At 71.7% G+C, this 18174-nt stretch carries 18 protein-coding genes; 4 read left to right on the top strand and 14 right to left on the bottom strand.

Features of this window, described 5'->3' with window-relative positions:
• Positions 1 to 51: 51 nt before the first annotated feature.
• The 6 genes from GRC12_RS02555 to GRC12_RS02530 form a co-directional block, all read right to left on the bottom strand.
• Entirely contained in the window at positions 52 to 1782 is a 1731-nt protein-coding gene (locus GRC12_RS02555) for a PP2C family protein-serine/threonine phosphatase (protein ID WP_208776969.1), read from the bottom strand.
• Positions 1779 to 2837, bottom strand: coding sequence for an ATP-binding SpoIIE family protein phosphatase (locus tag GRC12_RS02550; protein ID WP_208776968.1), 1059 nt, complete (start codon positions 2835 to 2837; stop codon positions 1779 to 1781). Before GRC12_RS02550 ends, GRC12_RS02555 begins: the two co-directional genes overlap by 4 nt.
• Entirely contained in the window at positions 2837 to 3277 is a 441-nt protein-coding gene (locus GRC12_RS02545; protein WP_208776967.1) for an anti-sigma regulatory factor, read from the bottom strand. The genes GRC12_RS02550 and GRC12_RS02545 overlap by 1 nt, the downstream gene beginning before the upstream one ends.
• On the bottom strand, positions 3277 to 3687 hold the full coding sequence (locus GRC12_RS02540) for an STAS domain-containing protein (protein ID WP_208776966.1): 411 nt from the start codon (positions 3685 to 3687) through the stop codon (positions 3277 to 3279). Before GRC12_RS02540 ends, GRC12_RS02545 begins: the two co-directional genes overlap by 1 nt.
• Positions 3677 to 4582, bottom strand: coding sequence for an STAS domain-containing protein (locus GRC12_RS02535; protein WP_208776965.1), 906 nt, complete (start codon positions 4580 to 4582; stop codon positions 3677 to 3679). The genes GRC12_RS02540 and GRC12_RS02535 overlap by 11 nt, the downstream gene beginning before the upstream one ends.
• Positions 4583 to 4811: 229 nt before the next feature.
• The gene (locus GRC12_RS02530; RefSeq protein ID WP_208776964.1) at positions 4812 to 5981 is read right to left on the bottom strand and encodes a PP2C family protein-serine/threonine phosphatase; all 1170 of its coding nucleotides are present in this window, start codon (positions 5979 to 5981) and stop codon (positions 4812 to 4814) included.
• Positions 5982 to 6120: 139 nt separating this feature from the next.
• Here GRC12_RS02530 and GRC12_RS02525 point away from each other — a divergent pair, with 139 nt between their 5' ends.
• Complete coding sequence (locus GRC12_RS02525; RefSeq protein ID WP_308286457.1) at positions 6121 to 6597, top strand: MarR family winged helix-turn-helix transcriptional regulator; 477 nt, start codon at positions 6121 to 6123, stop codon at positions 6595 to 6597.
• 79 nt (positions 6598 to 6676) lie between these two features.
• On the opposite strand, the gene GRC12_RS02520 is transcribed toward GRC12_RS02525, so the two are convergent.
• Complete coding sequence (locus GRC12_RS02520) at positions 6677 to 7051, bottom strand: anti-sigma factor antagonist (protein ID WP_208776962.1); 375 nt, start codon at positions 7049 to 7051, stop codon at positions 6677 to 6679.
• 224 nt (positions 7052 to 7275) lie between these two features.
• Here GRC12_RS02520 and GRC12_RS02515 point away from each other — a divergent pair, with 224 nt between their 5' ends.
• Both GRC12_RS02515 and GRC12_RS02510 read left to right on the top strand, forming a co-directional pair.
• Positions 7276 to 7608: an STAS domain-containing protein gene (locus tag GRC12_RS02515; protein WP_208776961.1), complete on the top strand. Its 333-nt coding sequence runs from the start codon at positions 7276 to 7278 to the stop codon at positions 7606 to 7608.
• A gap of 168 nt (positions 7609 to 7776) precedes the next feature.
• A complete protein-coding gene (locus GRC12_RS02510) occupies positions 7777 to 8205 on the top strand; it encodes an ATP-binding protein (protein WP_208776960.1) in 429 nt (142 codons plus the stop codon).
• 21 nt (positions 8206 to 8226) lie between these two features.
• On the opposite strand, the gene GRC12_RS02505 is transcribed toward GRC12_RS02510, so the two are convergent.
• Positions 8227 to 8661, bottom strand: a complete 435-nt coding sequence (locus tag GRC12_RS02505; protein WP_208776959.1) for an ATP-binding protein — start codon at positions 8659 to 8661, stop codon at positions 8227 to 8229.
• A gap of 77 nt (positions 8662 to 8738) precedes the next feature.
• Entirely contained in the window at positions 8739 to 10646 is a 1908-nt protein-coding gene (locus GRC12_RS02500; protein ID WP_208776958.1) for an AMP-dependent synthetase/ligase, read from the bottom strand.
• Positions 10647 to 10799: 153 nt separating this feature from the next.
• Here GRC12_RS02500 and GRC12_RS02495 point away from each other — a divergent pair, with 153 nt between their 5' ends.
• On the top strand, positions 10800 to 11033 hold the full coding sequence (locus GRC12_RS02495; RefSeq protein ID WP_208776957.1) for a DUF6480 family protein: 234 nt from the start codon (positions 10800 to 10802) through the stop codon (positions 11031 to 11033).
• A gap of 11 nt (positions 11034 to 11044) precedes the next feature.
• Here GRC12_RS02495 and GRC12_RS02490 read toward each other — a convergent pair whose 3' ends face one another.
• The 5 genes from GRC12_RS02490 to GRC12_RS02470 all read right to left on the bottom strand — a co-directional run.
• Positions 11045 to 12133: a glutamate--cysteine ligase 2 gene (locus tag GRC12_RS02490; protein ID WP_208776956.1), complete on the bottom strand. Its 1089-nt coding sequence runs from the start codon at positions 12131 to 12133 to the stop codon at positions 11045 to 11047.
• Between the two features lie 62 nt (positions 12134 to 12195).
• On the bottom strand, positions 12196 to 14400 hold the full coding sequence (gene glgB, locus GRC12_RS02485) for a 1,4-alpha-glucan branching enzyme (RefSeq protein WP_208776955.1): 2205 nt from the start codon (positions 14398 to 14400) through the stop codon (positions 12196 to 12198).
• Positions 14401 to 14404: 4 nt separating this feature from the next.
• Positions 14405 to 15766, bottom strand: a complete 1362-nt coding sequence (locus GRC12_RS02480; protein ID WP_208776954.1) for a maltokinase N-terminal cap-like domain-containing protein — start codon at positions 15764 to 15766, stop codon at positions 14405 to 14407.
• A gap of 35 nt (positions 15767 to 15801) precedes the next feature.
• Complete coding sequence (treS, locus tag GRC12_RS02475; protein WP_133048749.1) at positions 15802 to 17526, bottom strand: maltose alpha-D-glucosyltransferase; 1725 nt, start codon at positions 17524 to 17526, stop codon at positions 15802 to 15804.
• Between the two features lie 25 nt (positions 17527 to 17551).
• The coding region (locus GRC12_RS02470; RefSeq protein WP_208776953.1) for an alpha-glucosidase C-terminal domain-containing protein at positions 17552 to 18174 on the bottom strand (623 nt) is incomplete at its 5' end.

Genomic DNA, 18174 nt, shown 5'->3' with positions numbered 1-18174 from the left:
ACCATGCCCGCCCGGCTGCGGAAACGCACCGCAAAGAAGGCAAGGAAACGGCTAGCCGCGCTGCTCCGCGAGGTGGCACAGCAGCAGGCAGACGTCGTCGTCGCGCTCGGAGTCGCTCAGCAGCGGCTCCAGGATGAGGTCGGCCGAGCCCTCCAGGTTCCCTTCCAGCTCGGCCGCCTCGAAGCCGCCCAGGGCGGTCGCGAGGCGGGCGATGCCCGGATCTATGCCCTGGGCACGGCGTTCGACCAGACCGTCGGTGTAGAGGGCCAGTGTCGAGCCGGGCGGCAGGGGCACCGTGTGGTCCGGGATCTCCTGGCTGAGCGGGATGCCCAGCATCGCGCCGGGCTTGGCGTCCAGCGTGTGCACCCGGCCGTCGGGGGTGCGCAGGACCGGCGGCGGATGACCGGCTGCGGCCCAGGTCAGGGTGGGCTCGTCGGGGTGGAGACGGGCGATGACGGCGGTGGCGTACAGGTCGGGCTGCAGATGGTGCAGGAAGGTGTGCAGCCGGGTCAGCAGGGTGCCCGGGCCCGCGCCGTCCACGGCGTAGGCGCGCAGCGCGGTGCGCAGCTGGCTCATCATCACCGCCGCGTGCAGCCCGTGCCCGGTCACGTCGCCGACGACGGCGATCAGTCCGCCGTCGGGCTGCGGGAAGGCGTCGTACCAGTCACCGCCGATGTTCAGGCCGTGCGTGGCCGGCAGATAGCGGGCGGCAAGCCGCAGGCCCGCCGCGCTGGGCAGGTCCGTGAGCAGGGCCCGCTGCAGCGTCTCGGCGATGTCGCGGTTGTGCTCGAAGCGCCGGGCGTTGTCGATGGCGATGCTGGCGCGCCGTGCGAACTCGATGAGCATGACGGCGTCGTCCGGGTCCCAGCGGTCCCCGGGCGGGGCGAGGGTGATGACGCCCAGCGGGGCCCGGCGGGTGGGCAACGGCAGGCACAGCAGGGGGTGTTCGGGATCGAGCGCCGACGGCGGACGGTCGTCGACCCCGGGCAGCTCGCCGGGGCGGCCGGCGGCGTACTGGGGACGGCCGGTGCGCGCGGCGAGCACGGCGGCGGCCGGGTGCGGTGCGGGCGGGCGCCGGTCGTCGTCGCCGTCGAACAGCCAGACGTCGACGCTGCGGGCGTACTCCGGCACGAGCAGTTCGGGCAGCAGGCGCACGATCTCGTGGTGGTTGAGCGAGGAGGTCAGGACGGCACTGGCGTCGGCGAGGAACGTCAGCCGGCGGCGGGCGCTCTCCGCCTCCTGGCGGGCGCTGCGCTCGGCGGCGAAGGCCTCGCGCTGGGCACGCCCCGCCGCGTCGAGCTCCGCGTGCAGGGCGAGCACGCCCTGGTTGGTCTGGTGCAGCTCGTCCCGGAGGAAGGCGACCAGCTCCTCCTGCTCGGCGAGCTTGTCCAGGACCAGGGCGGCGTCCTCGTCGGCGCCGAGCAGGGACTCGGCCAGTACCGAGGGGGTGTCGGCCGGCATGGAGGCGTCCGCCGAGGCCGGTGCCTCGGGGCAGAGGAGGGAGGTGCGCCACGGGGTGTGCGCGGTGGACTCCGCGGTTTCCAGGGGGGTGACGACCGCGTGCAGGACGCTCTGCGCTGCCGGGGCCGGGGCCGGGGTGACCTCGAGGGTGAGCCGCCAGGAGCCGCCCTTGGTCAGGCACTGGCGCAGATGGGTGCTGAGGGCGGTGGCCAGCCGGGTCCGGTCCAGCGCCGTCACCCCGTGCGCGGCGGCGAGACGCGCGGCGGCGATACGGGCGCGCGCCGCGTCGCCGACGGTGCTGATCTGCCATGTTCGCTTCATGGGCGCTCCGGCAGGGTCGGGGCCAGTACGGCCACGGCGGTGTCGTCGCGGGCCGGGCGGGCGGCGCTGCCCGCGTCGCGGATCACCCCCGCCGCGACGACGGCCGGATCCGCCGTCAGCATGGCCGCTTCGGCCGGTGGCGTCCAGCGGCTCGGCAGGCCGTCGCTGTGCAGGATCAGTGTCCCGTCGGCCGCCCACGGCATCCGGTCCTCGTGCAGCGTCCTGGGCCGGTGCACGCCGATGATGCCGGGCCGCGACAGCAGGGAGCGCCAGGTGTCCCCGGTACGCAGCCTGGCCCCGATGTTGCCGACGCCGGCGAAGCGGAGCAGGCCCGCCGCGGTGTCGACCTGGGCGACGGCGACGGCCGCCCCGCGGGTGCCGCGCAGCGCGCTGTCGAGACGCCCGAGACAGTCCGCGGGGGAGAGGTGCGCCGAGTGGTGCAGCTCCTCGACGGCCGCGGACGAGGCCCGCGCCGCCTCCGGCCCGTGTCCCAGTCCGTCGGCCAGCATCAGGGTGGCCCGGTCCCCGGCGCGCACCCAGGTCCAGGCGTCACCGGAGTACTCGGCCCTGGCGAAGGGCACGTTGATGCCGCCGGCCCGCACCGCGGCGGGGGCCCCGGCCCGTTCGGTCCCCGGGGCGGCGCCGATCCGGGCGAGCGCCACCGTGCCCCGCCCGGGGACGCTGTGCAGGGCGAAGTCGTCCGCGACCCGCCGGCACGTGCCCAGGCCCGCGCCCAGGGAGCGCGCGGTGGAGAAACCGTCGCTCAGGGCGGCGGTGACGTCGGCGATACCGGGACCGTGGTCGATCGCCGCGATCTGCACGAGCCGCGCGGGGACGGCGGCGTCGGCGGGCAGGGCGGGCGGCACGAGCTCGACCAGCAGCTGTCCTCCCCCGGCGTGCTTGACCAGGTTCGTGGCCAGCTCGGTCGCCACCAGCGACAGGGCCGCCGCGCGCTTGGCGTCCAGCCCCGCGAGGGCGGCGGCACGCTCGGCGGCGACCCGGGCGTCGCGCACCCGGGTCGAGTCGTGCACCGGGACGTCCCACACGCGCGGCATCACGGTTCCTCGCGCGGGGGCGGCGGCGTCGACGCCCAGGAGATCACCGTGACCGTCGTGCCCACGCCGGGGGTGCTCTCCAGGGAGAACTCGTGGACCAGCCGGCGCGCGCCGCCCAGCCCCAGGCCCAGGCCGTCGCCGGAGGTGTAGCCGTCGCGCAGCGCCTGCTCCAGGTCGGCGATGCCGGCGCCCTCGTCGGCGAAGGTCAGCCGCAGCCCGACGGCCCGGCCGCGGGTCACCCGGGCCGACTCCATGCGGCCGCCCCCGCCGTGCACCAGGGTGTTGCGGGCCAGTTCGCTCGCGGCGGTCACCAGTTTCGTCTGTTCCACCAGCCCGAACCCGAGTCGGGCGGCGGACTGTCGTACGTGCTGCCGTACCCACGCCAGGTCCATGTCGGAGCGGATCGGCAGGCAGGCGTCCACGCCTGCGGACATCGGCATCACCGATGCTCCCGTGGCCCGCCGGGCCGGTGCGTGTCGGCGGCGAGCAGGTCCATGGCCGCCTCGGTGTTGAGGGCGGTCCGCAGTCCGGGCAGCGTCAGCCCGAGCTCCACCAGTGTGATCGCGACCGCGGGCCGCATGCCGGCGACCACGGTCCGGGCGGCCAGCAGCGAGGAGTTCGCCGCGATCTCCGCCAGCGTCCGGGCCAGGAAGGAGTCGACGATCTCGACCCCGGAGATGTCGATGACGACCCCGGTCACCCCGCTGCTCGCGACGGTCTCGCCGATCTCTTCCTGCAACTGCTGCGCCGTGCTGTCGTGCAGGTCGCCCTGCAGGGTGACCAGCAGGACGTCACCGAGGCGGAGCACCGGCACATGGGGCGGGGGGACGCGGTAGAAGTCATCGGTCACCGCGGACCGCCCCGCCGTTCGTCGGGGCGATGATCCCGGAGCCCAGTTCGTGCAGGGCGTACGCCAGCGCGTCGGCGAGGCTGGCCCGGGTGAGCACCGTGCCCAGGTCCAGGCCGAGATGGACGATGGTCTGCGCGATGGCCGGGCGGATGCCGGAGACGACGCACTCGGCGCCCATCAGGCGGGCGGCCGCGACGGTCTTCATCAGATGCTGCGCCACCAGCGAGTCGACCGTGGGCACACCGGTGATGTCGAGAATCGCGAAACGGGCGTGCTGTTCGACGATGGCCTGCAGCAGCGTCTCCATCACGACCTGGCTGCGCGCACTGTCGAGGGTGCCGATCAGGGGTACGGCGACGATGCCGTCCCACAGTTTGATGACCGGGGTGGCCACCTCCAGCAGTTGCAGTTGCTGCCGCTCGATGAGCGCCTGGTTCTCGTTCAGCGCCGTGTCGAGGACGACCAGCCGCAGGGTGCCCATGAGCACCGTGAGGGCGGTCGCGCGCTCGAGGACCTCGTCGGGCGACGCGTCCGGGAGATCGGCGATCAGCAGGTTCACCGTCGGCGGGCGCAGGGCGTCCACCTCGTTCGACACCTGTGCCGTGGAGAAACCGGCGCGGGAGCGGGAGGCGCTCATCCGGGCCAGCTGCTCGCGCACCACGGTGAACCCCGCGGCGTCGGTGTCGTGCGCCCGCTCCGCGTCGGCCACCTGGGCCAGCGCGTCGATCACGGTGCGGGCCGCCTCCACGGCCTCGTCCCGGGAGACGGTGAAGACGGCCCGGAAGAGGGCCTCGTCGGCCCAGCGCTGGGCGATCTGCTCGCGGCGGCGGCGCAGGAACCCGCCGACCTCCCGTATCGGCGATCCGTGCTGTTCTGCCGTTTCGTGCTCCGGCACCTGCTCACTCCTCATCCGCGTCGTCGGCGTCGCGTCGGCCGTACCCGCCGCCGGCCGGGTACGGAAACCGCGACTCTTGCCGGGCGACAACTGTAGTCATGGTGCGAGGCCACCCCGGCCCTCGCCCCCGCCAGGTGATCCCGTCGGGTGGTCCGCAGGTCCGTACCGGCACGACACGCGTGCGACCGTGGCCGCACCGTTCGATATCCGATGGCCCCGGGGCCGTCCGCTAGTCGGCGGGCTGCTTGCCGAACCAGTCGACGCACGCCACCAGCGCGTCGTCGTCCGGTTCGGATCCGCCGCGGTGGGCGCCCAGTTCCCGCAGGACCGCGGCCGGCACATCGGCGGCCGGCAGCAGCCGCGTCGCCGTGACCGCCCGAGCCAGCGCCCGCTCCCCGTAGCTCTCGCCGTCCGGCCCGGCCACTGTGTGGACGCCGTCGCTGACGAACAGCAGCCGGTCGCCGGGCCGCAGCAGCAACTCCTGGGCCGTGTAGTCGGTCTCCTCGAACATGCCCAGCGGCAGCTGCGCCTCCAGGTCGACCAACGACACCGTCCCCTCGCGCAACCGCAGCATTCTCGGCGAGCCCGCGTCGACCACCTGCAGCCGCCCGGTGGCCAGTTCCAGGTCCACCAGCAGCACGGACAGATGGACCGCTCCCCCGTACTGGGCGTAGATCGCCTGGTCGGCCAGGGCGGCCTGGTCGCAGATCGGGATACCCGCGCGCCGGGCGTTGCGCAGCGCGTTGACGCCGAGGCTGGTGAGCAGGGAGGCGTCGATGCCATCGCCCATGCCGTTGGTGATGTACAGCAGCAGCCGGTCGGGCGACTCCGACCAGTCGAAGTTGTCGCCGAAGACCGCGTAGGCGGGCTCCAGTTGGGCGCCGAGGGCATACTCGGCACGGGCGCTGGAGCGGGCCGGCAGCAACTGCCACTGCATCTCCGCGGCCAGCGTGAGCCGGTCGGTGCGCCGTGCCTGCGCGTACACGTCCGTGTGACGCTCGGCTACGACCACCTCGTGCCCCAAGGTCCGGGCCAGCTCCGCCAGTTCGCCCGGATCGGTGCGCGCCCGCACCGCGGGCGGCAGGGTGACGGACAGCACTCCCAGCCGGTCGCCGCGCACGGTGACCGGCAGATGGACGCGGACCCGTCCGGCGTCGTCCTCCTCGATCGGCTGCTGCGCGCCGAAGGCACGCCCGGCCGCACCGCCGTGCAGGGGCACCGCCTCCGGCGGCCCGGTCAGCGGGGACACGGGCCGCAACACCGTCAGCCCGTAGTCGGCCATGCGGAACTCGGCGTACTCCGCCTCGTACAGGCCGCAGAGCACCTCGCGGACGGTCGTCGCCAGCCGGTGCGGAGCCGCCGAGCGCAGGGCGTGCTCGGCGGCCATGAGTCTGTTCATGCTTTTCGTCACACCGTTTCGTGCGGGGGAGCGCCGTCGGGGACGCGGCCCGCGGACGCCGCCGTCCGCTGCTGGCGCCGAGCGCCGCGTGCCCCGGAGGCGAGCTGACAGGGGTCGGGAAGGCTGCGACAGTGTCAGGGTGACGACCCCGCATCCGCGCCCGCGACCCCAGGAGACCGCGCGTGTCACCGCCCGGGCGGCCGAACTGCTGGAGGTGCTGTGGGGCCGGGCCTCGACGGCACCGGTCTCCGCCTCGCAGTTGCGTGTCCTGTTCATCCTGGAGCACAACGAGGGCATCAACCTGCGCACGCTCGCGGACGCGCTGGGCTCCACGCCCCCCTCGACCAGCCGCCTGTGCGACCGGCTGCAGGCCGTGGGGTTCGTGGAGCGCAGGACCCCGCTCACCAACCGGCGGGAGCTGCAGCTTCATCTGAGCCGACACGGCAGGGCCTTTCTGACGGACCTGCGGCTGCGCCGGGAGACGACCCTGCAGTCCGTGCTCGACCGGATGCCGGCCGACCGGCGGATCTCACTGCTCGACAGCCTGGAGGCCTTCTGCGCGGCCGCGGCGGCGGCGATCCACGAGGACGAATCCTCCGCGGCGCGTACCGCCTGACACCGGCCCATTCCTGATCCCTTCCGCACTGGCGCGCTCACTCTGTTGTCCGGACCGCACAATTGTCAAACGGCAACCGTCACTGCTCCCGTGCCTGGTCGACGCGGGCCAACGCCTCCTCGACGCTCTCCGAGACGGGCACCGTGATGCTCACTCCGGTCAGGTCGAGAATCCGGCGCACGGCGGGCGTGGGAGAGATGATGTGCACACTCCCCGGCAGCTCCCTGGCCTCCTGGTAGACGCGCAGGATGATGTTCATGCCGGAGGAGTCCATGAACGGCACAGCCGTGAGATCCAGCAGGAAGTGCCTACGGCCGTTATGCAGCTGGTTGGCCAGATGGTGCTGGAACTCCGTCGCCGTGTCGACGTCCAGGTAGCCCTTCACCGTGACCAGCGCCACGTCCTCACCGGGCAGGCTGACCTCGACGGACAGGGGGTTGTGGGCAATGGACACGTCTACCTCCGACAACAACGAGTGCTACGGCCAGGCCGGTTACCCGCGTGATCGGTTCCCACGCACGCGAGCGGACAGCCGCATCCGCAGTTACCCCTGATCCCGCCCGGCATGCGTCCGGACTTTCCAAGAGCGGTTCGACGTGCCCGGCGGTTCGTGACACGGTGGGGGAGCCCGCAGGCCGTCACCCGGCCACCAACCCCCAGGGAAGGGGGACACGAAGCATGGGCGCGCACATCTCACTGGGCCCCGGCGGCCGAACCGCCACGCTCACCGTGGACACCGACCTCGACGACCGCAGCCGTCCCGCCGTCGAAAGCGCGGTGGCAGGACTTCCCGTATCGGTACGGTGGCTCACCCTCGACCTCACCGGCGTCGCGTTCGCCGACTCGTCCCTGCTGTACATCGTTCATGTCGCGGACCGGTCCGTCGCCCGCAACGGCGGGCTGCTGAAGGTCTCCGGCCTGGGCCCGCAGCCGCGCAGGCTCCTCGTCCACGCCGCCGAACTGTGGCCCGAGGGAGGCTGGCAGACGTATCTGGCGCCGCCCCTGACGTGACGGGCGTCGCTCCCGCTGTGCGGAATGCGGACGGAGCAGCCGGGTAACTGCTGGGAAACACACGGCCGTGATCCCGGCCCCGTCCGGAAGGAAGAGACAGCGTGAGTGTGGCCGCAGAAGCGTTGAAGGGCTGTTCGGGGTGACGGGGACCACGAGGCTGACGCGGCGGTGAGGCCGCCGATCACGACGGCGGCGACGGCGCGTGACCACGCGCGTTCGGTGGTGCGCGAACAGTGGGACACGGCGGACCGCACGGCCTGCGAAGAGGACGTCATCGATCTGCTGCTCGTCGTGTCGGAACTCGTCACCAACGCGATCCGGCACGGCGGGGGACTGGCGGGACTGGAACTCGCCCCCACGCCGGACGGACTCCGGCTCGCCGTCCACGACAACAGCGACGTGGTGCCCGAGGTCATGCACGGGTCCGGCGCGCTGCCGGTGGGGCACCGGGGCAGCGGCTACGGCTGGCCGCTGGTCGTGCGCCTGGCCCGCGAGGTCACCGTCGCACGCCGTCCCGGGGGCGGAAAGACCATCAGTGTGCTGGTCCCGCTGCGGGCCGCGCAGCGCAGCGCTCCGGAAGCCGGGCAGCCGGCCTGAAGGACCGCTTCCCGGCCCCGCTCACCAGGGCAGGAAGACGTGGATGTCCTTGCCGCTGTCGGTCGTGGTGACACTGACCTGGTCGCACAGCGTGTGGATCAGATGCCAGCCGACCCCGCCGCCACCTCCGTCGGGACGGAACGGACGGGGGGCGGGCGGAGTGGTGCTCGTGTCATGCATGACCACGTGCACGCCGTCGAAGGTCTGCCGCAGCCGGAGTTCGAAGGGTCCCGGCGCGTACTGGATCGCGTTCGCGGCGAGTTCCGTGACCACCAACAGGATGTCGTCCCAGTGCTCGGGTGCCGCCGGCGCCCTCACCTCGCTAAGATCCTCCAGGAACCGCTCCGCGTCCAGACGCGCGTCCGTCACATTGTGGACATCGCCGGGGAAACGCGTGGCCCGCTCCGGGAGGTGACCCGAAGGAAGTCCTCTTTCCCAACGCCGCTCGGTTGCCATCTCGCCTTCCCGCCCGATGCCGCGGGGCTGTCGTCCTTGCTCGGATGTCCTACCCGTCCCAGGTTCCCGAGCAGAGCTCATCGGAACACATTGTCCGCCTCGTCCCAGCTGGACAACTCGTCGGGCATGTTCTGCCGGGCCGGGCGCGCGCGTGCCTGGTACATCGCGTCGATCTCGAAAGCGTAGTGCTTGACGATCGCGTCCCGCCGCAGCTTCATGGACGGGGTCAGCATTCCGTTCGTCACGTCGAACGGCTCGGGCAGCACCCGGAAGACCCGGATCGACTCCGGACGCGAGACGGAGCTGTTGGCCGCGGCCACCGCACGCCCGATCTCCTCCCGCAGCGCGTTCTCCTCCCGGGCCTCCCGGCTGGGCGTGGTGCTCTGCAGCGCCAGGGAGCGGCGCCAGTACGCCAGGAACAGCGGGTCCAGCGTGATCAGCGCGCCCACACAGGGACGGTTGTCGCCGACGACGACCGCCTGATGGATCAGCGGGTGCATCCGCAGCCGCTGCTCCAGGGCGGCCGGGGCGACGCTCTTGCCGCTGCTGGTGACGATGATGTCCTTCTTGCGGCCGGTGATCGTCAGATACCCGTCGGAGTCCAGGTGCCCGATGTCCCCGGTGGCCAGCCAGCCGCCGCGCAGCGCGGCCCGGGTCGCGGTCTCGTCGTTGATGTAGCCCTGGAACACCGACGGCCCGCGCACCAGGATCTCCCCGTCCTCGGCCACGGCGATGTCCGTGCCCGGCAGCGCCTGCCCGACGGTCCCGGACATCTCCCGGCCCAGAGGCTGCGCGGTGATGCCGCCGGCGGCCTCCGTCAGGCCGTACCCGTCGTTGACGTAGATGCCGATTCCCTCGTAGAACAGCGACAGTTCACGGCTGAGGGGGGAGCCGCCCGAGGTCGCGCGGATCACTCTGCCGCCCAGCGCGGCGCGCAGCTTGCGGTACACCGTCCGCTCGAACAGGGCGTGTTGCAGCCGCAGGTCGAAGCCGGGGCCGGAACCGCCGCCCAGCCGCTGCCGTTCCAGCGCGGCCGCGAAGTCCCGTGCCGTGTCCGCGGCCCGCTCGAACAGCGCGCCGCGGCCCGCCTCCTGGGAGGCGTGCAGGAAGTTCTTGTAGATCCTCTCGAACAGGGAGGGCACGGCGCAGAGGTAGGTGGGTCGGAAGGACCGCAGGCCCGCCGACAGCGCCTCCTCGCTCAGATCGGGCTCGTGCCCCATCACCAAGCCGCCGCGCACGCACAGCGTCTGCACCAGCAGCCCGTAGACATGGGAGAAGGGCAGGAAGGCCAGCACCGACCCCTGACGCTCGCCGGGCGGCACCACCGTGTGGCCCCAGCCGGCGAGCAGGGTGTCGCAGGCGCTGGCCAGATTGCGGTGGCTCAGCGCGCAGCCCAGGGGGTGACCTGTCGTGCCGGAGGTGTAGGTGACGGCCGCGGTGGAGTCGGGCAGGACGATACGGCGCAGCGAGTCGACGGTCGCCAGCGGGATGAGCGCGCCCCGCTTCACCAGATCGGCAAGCGCCCCCGCGTCCAGCTGCCACACATGCCGCAGTCGCGGCAGCGCCCCGCACACCGAGCCGACCGTCATCACGGCCTGCTCGTCCTCCACCACCACCGCCACGCAGCCGGCGTCCCGCAGCATCCACTCCACCTGGTCGCGGGAGGACGTCGGGTAGATCGGGACGACCTCCGCGCCCACCGCCCACAGGGCGTAGCTGAGGACCGTCCACTCGTAGCGGGTGCGCGCCATGATCGCCACGCGGTGGCCGGGGGAGATCCCGGACGCCACCAGGCCCTTGGCCAGGTCGACCACCTCGTCGCGCAGTTCCACGGCGGTCACCTCCTCCCAGGCGCGGGAGGCGGGGTCCGTGCGGCGGGCCAGTACCGCGAGCGTGGGGTCGGCGGCCGCCGTGTCGAAGATGCTGTCGGCCAGCCCGCCGGTCAGGGGCGCGACGGAGGGCGGAGCGAGGGCGACGTTGCGCATGCGCTGCTCCTGAGGTGTACGGAGGGTGACCCTGCCGACGATCTCTGTTGTCGACGGTGCTCGAATCTAGCTCAGGTGGGTGCGGATGGTGACCGGAACGTGCGAAGTTGCGGAGCCGTGATGATCTCGCCGTGTCGGGGGGACTCGGGGGGCATGAGTTACGTCAATCCCGATCCGGAACCCGAACGCACCACCGGTCTCGAGCCCGGCGGCGGAGTGCCGCCCGGCGAGACCCCGCCCGCGGAGAGCAGCATGCCGGAGGCGGGGCCGCTGGAGAGGCACAATCCGCCCAAGGGCTGGGCGAAGGCGCCCCTGGCGCTGATCCTCGTCGTGGTCGTGCTGATCGCCGTGGGCTTCCTCGCGTTCGCCCTCGCCATGATCCTCTGAGTACGTCCGTCTCACGCCTGGGTCTGACGGGCGCAGGCGGTGACGACGTCGCGCAGGCTGTCGGTCTGAGCCAGCAGCCGGCGCTGGACGCCCGCGCCGGTGTCACCCTCCAGCAGCCTCGCGCAGCTCGTACGGGCGCGCTCCAGGTCGCCGGTCTCCTCCAGGGCCTCCCCGACATGCTCCAGCAGCCCGGCCACCACGGACTCGGCGGGCATCCGGCGCATGGTCGCCGGATGCAGCAGCTCCTCCTCGAGGCCGGAGCGGGCGGCCCGCCAGGCGGCCAGCCGCAGCAGGCTGACGCTGTGGTCGACCGGCTCGCGTCCGGCCCGCCACTCCCGCGCCGCGGTCTCCACGAGCCCCCGGGCGAGCAGGGCGACCAGAACGGCCGTGTCGGCGTGCAGACAGACGTCGGCGACCCGGAGCTCCACCGTCGGGTACTGCTGGGAGAGCCTGACGTCGAAGTAGACCATCCCCTCGTCGAGGATCACCCCGCTCGCGACCATGTCCGCCACCCGCCGGTGATAGCGCTCGGCCGACCCGAACACCTCGGTCGGCCCGGCCGACGGCCAGCGCTGCCACACCCGGCTGCGATAGCTGGCGTACCGCGTGTCCTGCCCCTGCCAGAAAGGGGAGTTGGAACTCAGCGCCGCCAGGACCGACAGCCAGGGACGGATGCGGTCGATGACCGCGACGCCCTCCTCGTCGGAGTCGACGGCCACATGGACGTGGCAGCCGCACACGAGCGGCTCCTGCGCGGCGAGGCCGTACTGCTCGGCCATCCACTGGTAGCGGCTGCCCATCCCGACCGTCGGGCTGACCGGCAGCGGGGAGGTGGCGAGCGCGGCGACCGTGCACCCGATCTCCCCGGCGTGCCGGCCGGCCTCCTTGCGGCACCGCACGATCTCCGCGCTCAGATCCCCCATGTCGGCCTGGGGATGCGTGGCGAACTCCAGCATCTGGCCGTACAGCTCCTTCTCGAACACCCCCTCGACGGCGCCGTCGTGCTCCGCACGGGCGAGCACCGCGGCGGACGACGCCTTCGGCTCACCGGTCTCCGGGTCCACCAGGAGGAGCTCCTCCTCCACACCGACGGTCCGCACCTTCAGGCCGCCTCTCTATGACATCGTCACCGTTACGACGCCATCGAGTACCCCGCTGATCGTCACTGCAACGGGGTGAACCAGACCGTGGCGAGCGGCGGCAGGGTGATGGTGATGTTCCCGTCCTCGGGCTTGAGGTCCTCGGCGTTGACGACGTCGCCGCCGCCGTAACGGGCGGCGTCGGTGTTGAGGGTCTCGCGCCAGACCGGGACCTCGTCGCCGACGTGGAGACGGTAGTCGTGGCGCACGACGGGGGAGAAGTTGGAGACGGCGAGCAGCGGACCGCCGTCGGCGGCGAAGCGCAGGAAGGCGAAGACGTTGTCCTCGGCCGCGTCGCCCAGCACCCAGCGGAAGCCGCCCGGATCGCTGTCGCGCTGCCACAGTGCCGGGGTGTCCAGGTAGACGGTGTTGAGGTCGCGGACCAGGTCCCGCACTCCACGGTGATCGGGCTCGGCGTCGTAGCCGGGATCCAGCAGCCACCAGTCCGGGCCGTGTGTCTCGGACCACTCGGCGCCCTGCGCGAACTCCTGCCCCATGAACAGCAGTTGCTTGCCCGGGTGGGACCACATGAAGCCCAGGTACGCGCGGTGGGTGGCCCGCCGCTGCCACCAGTCGCCGGGCATCTTCGACACCAGCGCCTGCTTGCCGTGGACGACCTCGTCGTGGGAGATCGGCAGCACGTAGTTCTCGCTGTAGGCGTACACCATCGAGAACGTCATCTCGTTGTGGTGGTACTTGCGGTGCACCGGCTCGTGCACGATGTAGCCGAGCGAGTCGTGCATCCAGCCCATGTTCCACTTGAGCCCGAACCCGAGTCCGCCGCTGTCGGTGGGGCGGGTCACACCGTCCCAGGCGGTGGACTCCTCGGCGATGGTCACCACACCGGGCGCCCGTCGGTACACGGTCGCGTTCATCTCCTGCAGGAACGCCACCGCGTCCAGGTCCTCCCGGCCGCCGAACACATTGGGCGACCACTGTCCGGAGTCCCGTGAGTAGTCCAGGTACAGCATGGAGGCGACGGCGTCGACGCGCAGCCCGTCGATGTGGAACTCCTCGCACCAGTAGACCGCGTTGGCGACCAGGAAGTTGCGCACTTCGGTGCGCCCGAGGTCGAACTCGTAGGTGCCCCAGTCCGGATGCTCGGCACGCCGCTCGTCCCCGGGCTCGTACAGCGGGTCGCCGTCGAAGCGGGCCAACGCCCAGTCGTCCTTGGGGAAGTGCGCCGGCACCCAGTCCATGATCACCCCGATCCCGGCCTGGTGCAGGGCGTCGATCAGGTACCGGAAGTCGTCGGGGCTGCCGAGCCGGGCCGTCGGCGCGTAGAAACCGGTGACCTGGTAACCCCAGGACGGCCCGTAGGGGTGCTCGGCGACCGGCATCAGCTCGACATGGGTGAAGCCGAGGTCCTTGACGTACGCCGGCAGCTGCTCCGCGAGCTGACGGTATGTCAAACCGGCGCGCCAGGACGGCAGATGGACCTCATAGACGGAGAACGGCGCCTGGTGCACCGGTGTCCGGCCGCGCCGGGCCATCCACTCCGCGTCACCCCACTCGTGGTGCGCGGTCGTCACCACGGACGCCGTGTCGGGCGGCGCCTCCGTGCGGCGGGCCATCGGGTCGGCCTTGAGGAACCGGCTGCCGTACCGCGAGGTGATCTCGAACTTGTAGCGGGCGCCCTCGCCGATGCCGGGCACGAACAGCTCCCACACGCCAGAGGCGCCCAGCGAGCGCATCGGCAGCGCGGTCCCGTCCCAGCAGGTGAACTCACCGGCGACCCGGACCCCTTGGGCATTGGGCGCCCACACGGTGAACCGGGTGCCGGTCACGCCCTCGTGGGTCATCGGCTCGGCGCCCAGCGCCTTCCACAGCTGCTCGTGCCGGCCCTCGCGGATGAGATGCAGATCCAGCTCGCCGAGCGCGGGCAGGAAACGGTACGGGTCGGCCGTCTCGTGCTCCTCGTCGTCGTAGCGCACCGCCAGCGTGTAGGCGGGGATCTCGTCGAGCGGCAGCACGCCGGAGAAGAGGCCGTCGCCCTCGGAGACCAGCTCCTCCCGCTTGCCACCCATCACGACGGTGACCGAGCGGGCGTACGGGCGCAGCGCCCGCACCGCGATGCCGCCGGGCACCGGATGGGCGCCCAGCAACGCGTGCGGGTCGTGGTGCCGGCCGGACAGCAGGCGTTCACGGTCGCCGGGGTCCAGGGGCGGCGCTGCCTGGGGGTGCGCCGGGCCGGAGGGCTCGGGGAGTGAGGTGTCGCGCAGGGCCACGGCTTCAGCCTCCTCTTACGGCGAGACGCTCGATCGCCGCCATGGGAACGGGAAGCCAGTCCGGACGGTGTCTGGCCTCGTAGAGCACTTCGTACACGGCCCGGTCGGTCTCGTAGGCGCGCAGCAGGCCGTGCTTCTTGCGCGGGTCCCAGCCGGCCCGGTCGGCGTAGCCGGCGCAGAACGCCTCCCGGCAGCGGCGCGCCCATTCGGGACGCCAGGGACGGCGCTGCCGCGCCGCGTAGTCGAAGGACCGCAGCATGCCCGCGATGTCCCGCACCGGGGACTGCGCGGCACGCCGTTCGGCGAGGGGACGGGACGGCTCCCCCTCGAAGTCGATGACGAACCAGTCCCGGCCGGCCCGCAGGACCTGCCCCAGATGGAGATCGCCGTGGATGCGCTGGGCGGGCGGCCCGGGGTCGCAGGCGACCAGTGTGCCGAAGGCGGCACGCAGTCCGGGCACGTACGGGCGCAGGGCGGGCACGGCGTGGGCGGCCGCGTCCAGACGCTCGGTCATCGCGGAGGCCGTGCGCACGCTCTCGTCGTGCGCACCGGTCGGGAAGGCCGCGGCCAGCGCGAGATGCACCTCCGCCGTGGCCTGCCCCAACTGGCGGGCCTGCGCGGTGAAGTCGTCGCCCGTGGCGAGCGCGCGCAACGCCAGCGCCCAGCCGTCGTGCGCGTCCCGCAGGAACGGCTGCAGCACCCCGAGGGTGGCCTCCTGCGGATGCGTCGTACGGAACCAGGCCACCGGCGCCGGCACGCGCCGGCAGTCCTGTTCGGCCAGCGCCTCCGGCACCTCCAGGTCCGGATTGATCCCGGGCTGCACACGCCGGAAGAGCTTCAGGATGAACGCGTCCCCGTACACCAGGGAGGTGTTGGACTGCTCGGCGTCCATCAGCCGCGGCACGAGCCCGCTCGGGACCGTCGGGGACGGAGCGGTCTCGAAGCGCAGCGGGCCGGCCGTCCCGGGCCGGCGCAGCCGCTCCAGGAGCAGCTGGGCCGAGCGGGGGTCCTGGAGCGCGTCGAAGACCGTCAGACCGGCCAGCGGTCCCTCCTCGGCGCGTCCGATCAGCGCCCGGCCGAGGCGGGGCGAGAGATGACGGCGTACGCCGAGCAGCAGTTGGTAGCAGTCACCGGCCGGGGGAGTGCCACCGGGCGTGGGCACTCCGCCGTGACCGGCGTGCACCAGCAGATGCAGACAGCCCGGGAAAAGCTCCGTCATGGACACCAGGGCGAGGTCCGTGACGGGCCGGTCCTTGCCCGCGAACCAGCGCTGCCGGGGCAGCCATTCGCGCAGCAGTCCGGCGAGCGAGGCCATGGGGCCCGCGTCGACGGTACGGACTGGTCGGGGAGTTGCGGTCTTCTGCATGGTGACGCGTCCTTTCCTCGGCACACGCTCGAAGCTCACGCCGATGGGCGTCGGCCGATGCGGGATGCGACTCGGGTGAGCCGGAACCAGTAGAAGCCGTGGCCCCCGAGGGTCAGCAGGTACGGCAGTTCGCCGATGGCGGGGAAGCGGACCCCGCCGAACAGCTCGACCGGGTGGCGTCCGGCGAACTCGCGCAGGTCGAGCTCGGTGGGCTGCGCGAACCGCGCGAAGTTGTTCACACAGAGCACCAGGTCGTCCTCGTACTCGCGCAGGAAGGCCAGCACCGCCGGGTTGGAGGACTGCAGCTCCGTGTAGGACCCGAGGCCGAAGGCCGGGTTCTGCTTACGGATCTCGATCATGCGGCGGGTCCAGTGCAGCAGCGAGGACGGGGAGGCCATCGACGCCTCGACGTTGGTGACCTGGTAGCCGTAGACCGGGTCCATGATCGTGGGCAGGGTGAGCCGTCCGGGGTCGCAGGTGGAGAAGCCGGCGTTGCGGTCCGGTGTCCACTGCATGGGGGTGCGGACGGCGTCCCGGTCGCCGAGCCAGATGTTGTCGCCCATGCCGATCTCGTCGCCGTAGTAGAGGATCGGCGAGCCCGGTAGGGCGAGCAGCAGGGCGGTGAACAGCTCGATGGAGTGGCGGTCGTTGTCGAGGAGGGGGGCCAGGCGCCTGCGGATGCCGATGTTGGCGCGCATGCGGGGGTCCTTGGCGTACTCGGCCCACATGTAGTCGCGTTCCTCGTCGGTGACCATCTCCAGGGTCAGCTCGTCGTGGTTGCGCAGGAAGATGCCCCACTGGCAGTTCGAGGGGATGGCGGGGGTCTTGGCGAGGATCTCGGAGACCGGGTAGCGGGATTCGCGTCGTACGGCCATGAAGATGCGCGGCATGACCGGGAAATGGAAGGCCATGTGGCACTCGTCGCCGCCGGAGTCGTAGTCGCCGAAGTAGTCGACGACGTCCTCGGGCCACTGGTTGGCCTCGGCCAGGAGCACGGTGTCCGGGTAGTGGAGGTCGATCTCACGGCGTACACGCTTCAGGAACTCATGCGTGGCCGGGAGGTTCTCGCAGTTGGTGCCCTCGGCCGCGTACAGATAGGGGACCGCGTCGAGGCGGAAGCCGTCGATGCCGAGGTCCAGCCAGAAGCGGAGCGCGGCCAGGATCTCCTCCTGGACGGCCGGGTTCTCGTAGTTGAGGTCCGGCTGGTGGGAGAAGAAACGGTGGAAGAAGTACTGACCCCGCACCGGGTCGAAGGTCCAGTTGGAGGCCTCGGTGTCGACGAAGATGATCCGGGCGTCCGGGTACTGCTTGTCGTCGTCGGCCCACATGTAGTAGTCGCCGTAGGGGCCGTCGGGGTCCTTGCGGGACTCCTGGAACCACGGGTGCTGGTCGCTGGTGTGGTTCATGACGAAGTCGATGATCACCCGCATACCGCGCTGGTGGGCGGCGTCGACGAACTCCACGAAGTCGGCGAGGTCTCCGAACTCCGGCAGGACGGCGGTGTAGTCCGAGACGTCGTAACCGCCGTCTCGGAGGGGTGACTTGAAGAAGGGCGGCAGCCACAGGCAGTCGACACCCAGCCACTGCAGGTAGTCCAGCTTGGCGGTCAGGCCCTTGAGGTCGCCGACGCCGTCGCCGTTGCTGTCCTGAAAGGAACGGACGAGGACCTCGTAGAACACCGCGCGCTTGAACCACTCCGGGTCCCGGTCCTTGGCAGGAGTGTCCTCGAAGGTGTCCGGGACGGGCTGGTTGACAGTCATGACGCTGTGACCCTCCGATCGATGGCTACGTGGACGACCGCTGGATGTGGAGCACGTGGGCCGGGGACCGCCCCGGTTCCAGGCGCACATAGTTGTTCCTGCCCCAGCGATAGGTCTCACCCGTCAGTTCGTCGTGCGCGGACATGAGTGCGTGCCACTCCAGGCCGAGTTGCGGCATGTCCAACGAGACCGTGGCCTCCTGGGTGTGGTGCGGATCGAGGTTGACGACGACGAGGACGCTGTCCCGGTCCGTGGTCTTGCTGTACGCGAGGACCATGTCGTTGTCGGTGTGGTGGAAACGGAGGTTGCGCAGTCGGCGGAGGGCCGGGTGGCGCCTCCTGACGGCGTTGAGCCGGGTGATGAGGGGGGTGATGGTGCGGCCCTCGCGTTCGGCCGTCTCCCAGTTGCGGGGGCGCAGCTGGTACTTCTCGGAGTCGAGGTATTCCTCGCTGCCCTCGCGCAGGGGGACGTTCTCGCACAGTTCGTAGCCGGAGTACACGCCCCAGGTCGGGGAGAGGGTCGCGGCCAGGACGGCGCGGACCTCGAAGGCGGGCCGGCCCCCGTGCTGAAGGTATGCGTGCAGGATGTCGGGGGTGTTGACGAAGAAGTTGGGCCGCATGTAGGCGGCCGTCTGTGTGGACAGCTCCG

It is taken from the genome of Streptomyces griseorubiginosus, from assembly GCF_017614965.1.
Classification (GTDB): domain Bacteria; phylum Actinomycetota; class Actinomycetes; order Streptomycetales; family Streptomycetaceae; genus Streptomyces; species Streptomyces griseorubiginosus_B.
Note: the sequence above shows the minus strand (reverse complement) of the source record. Positions and strands in the feature narration are given on the sequence as shown.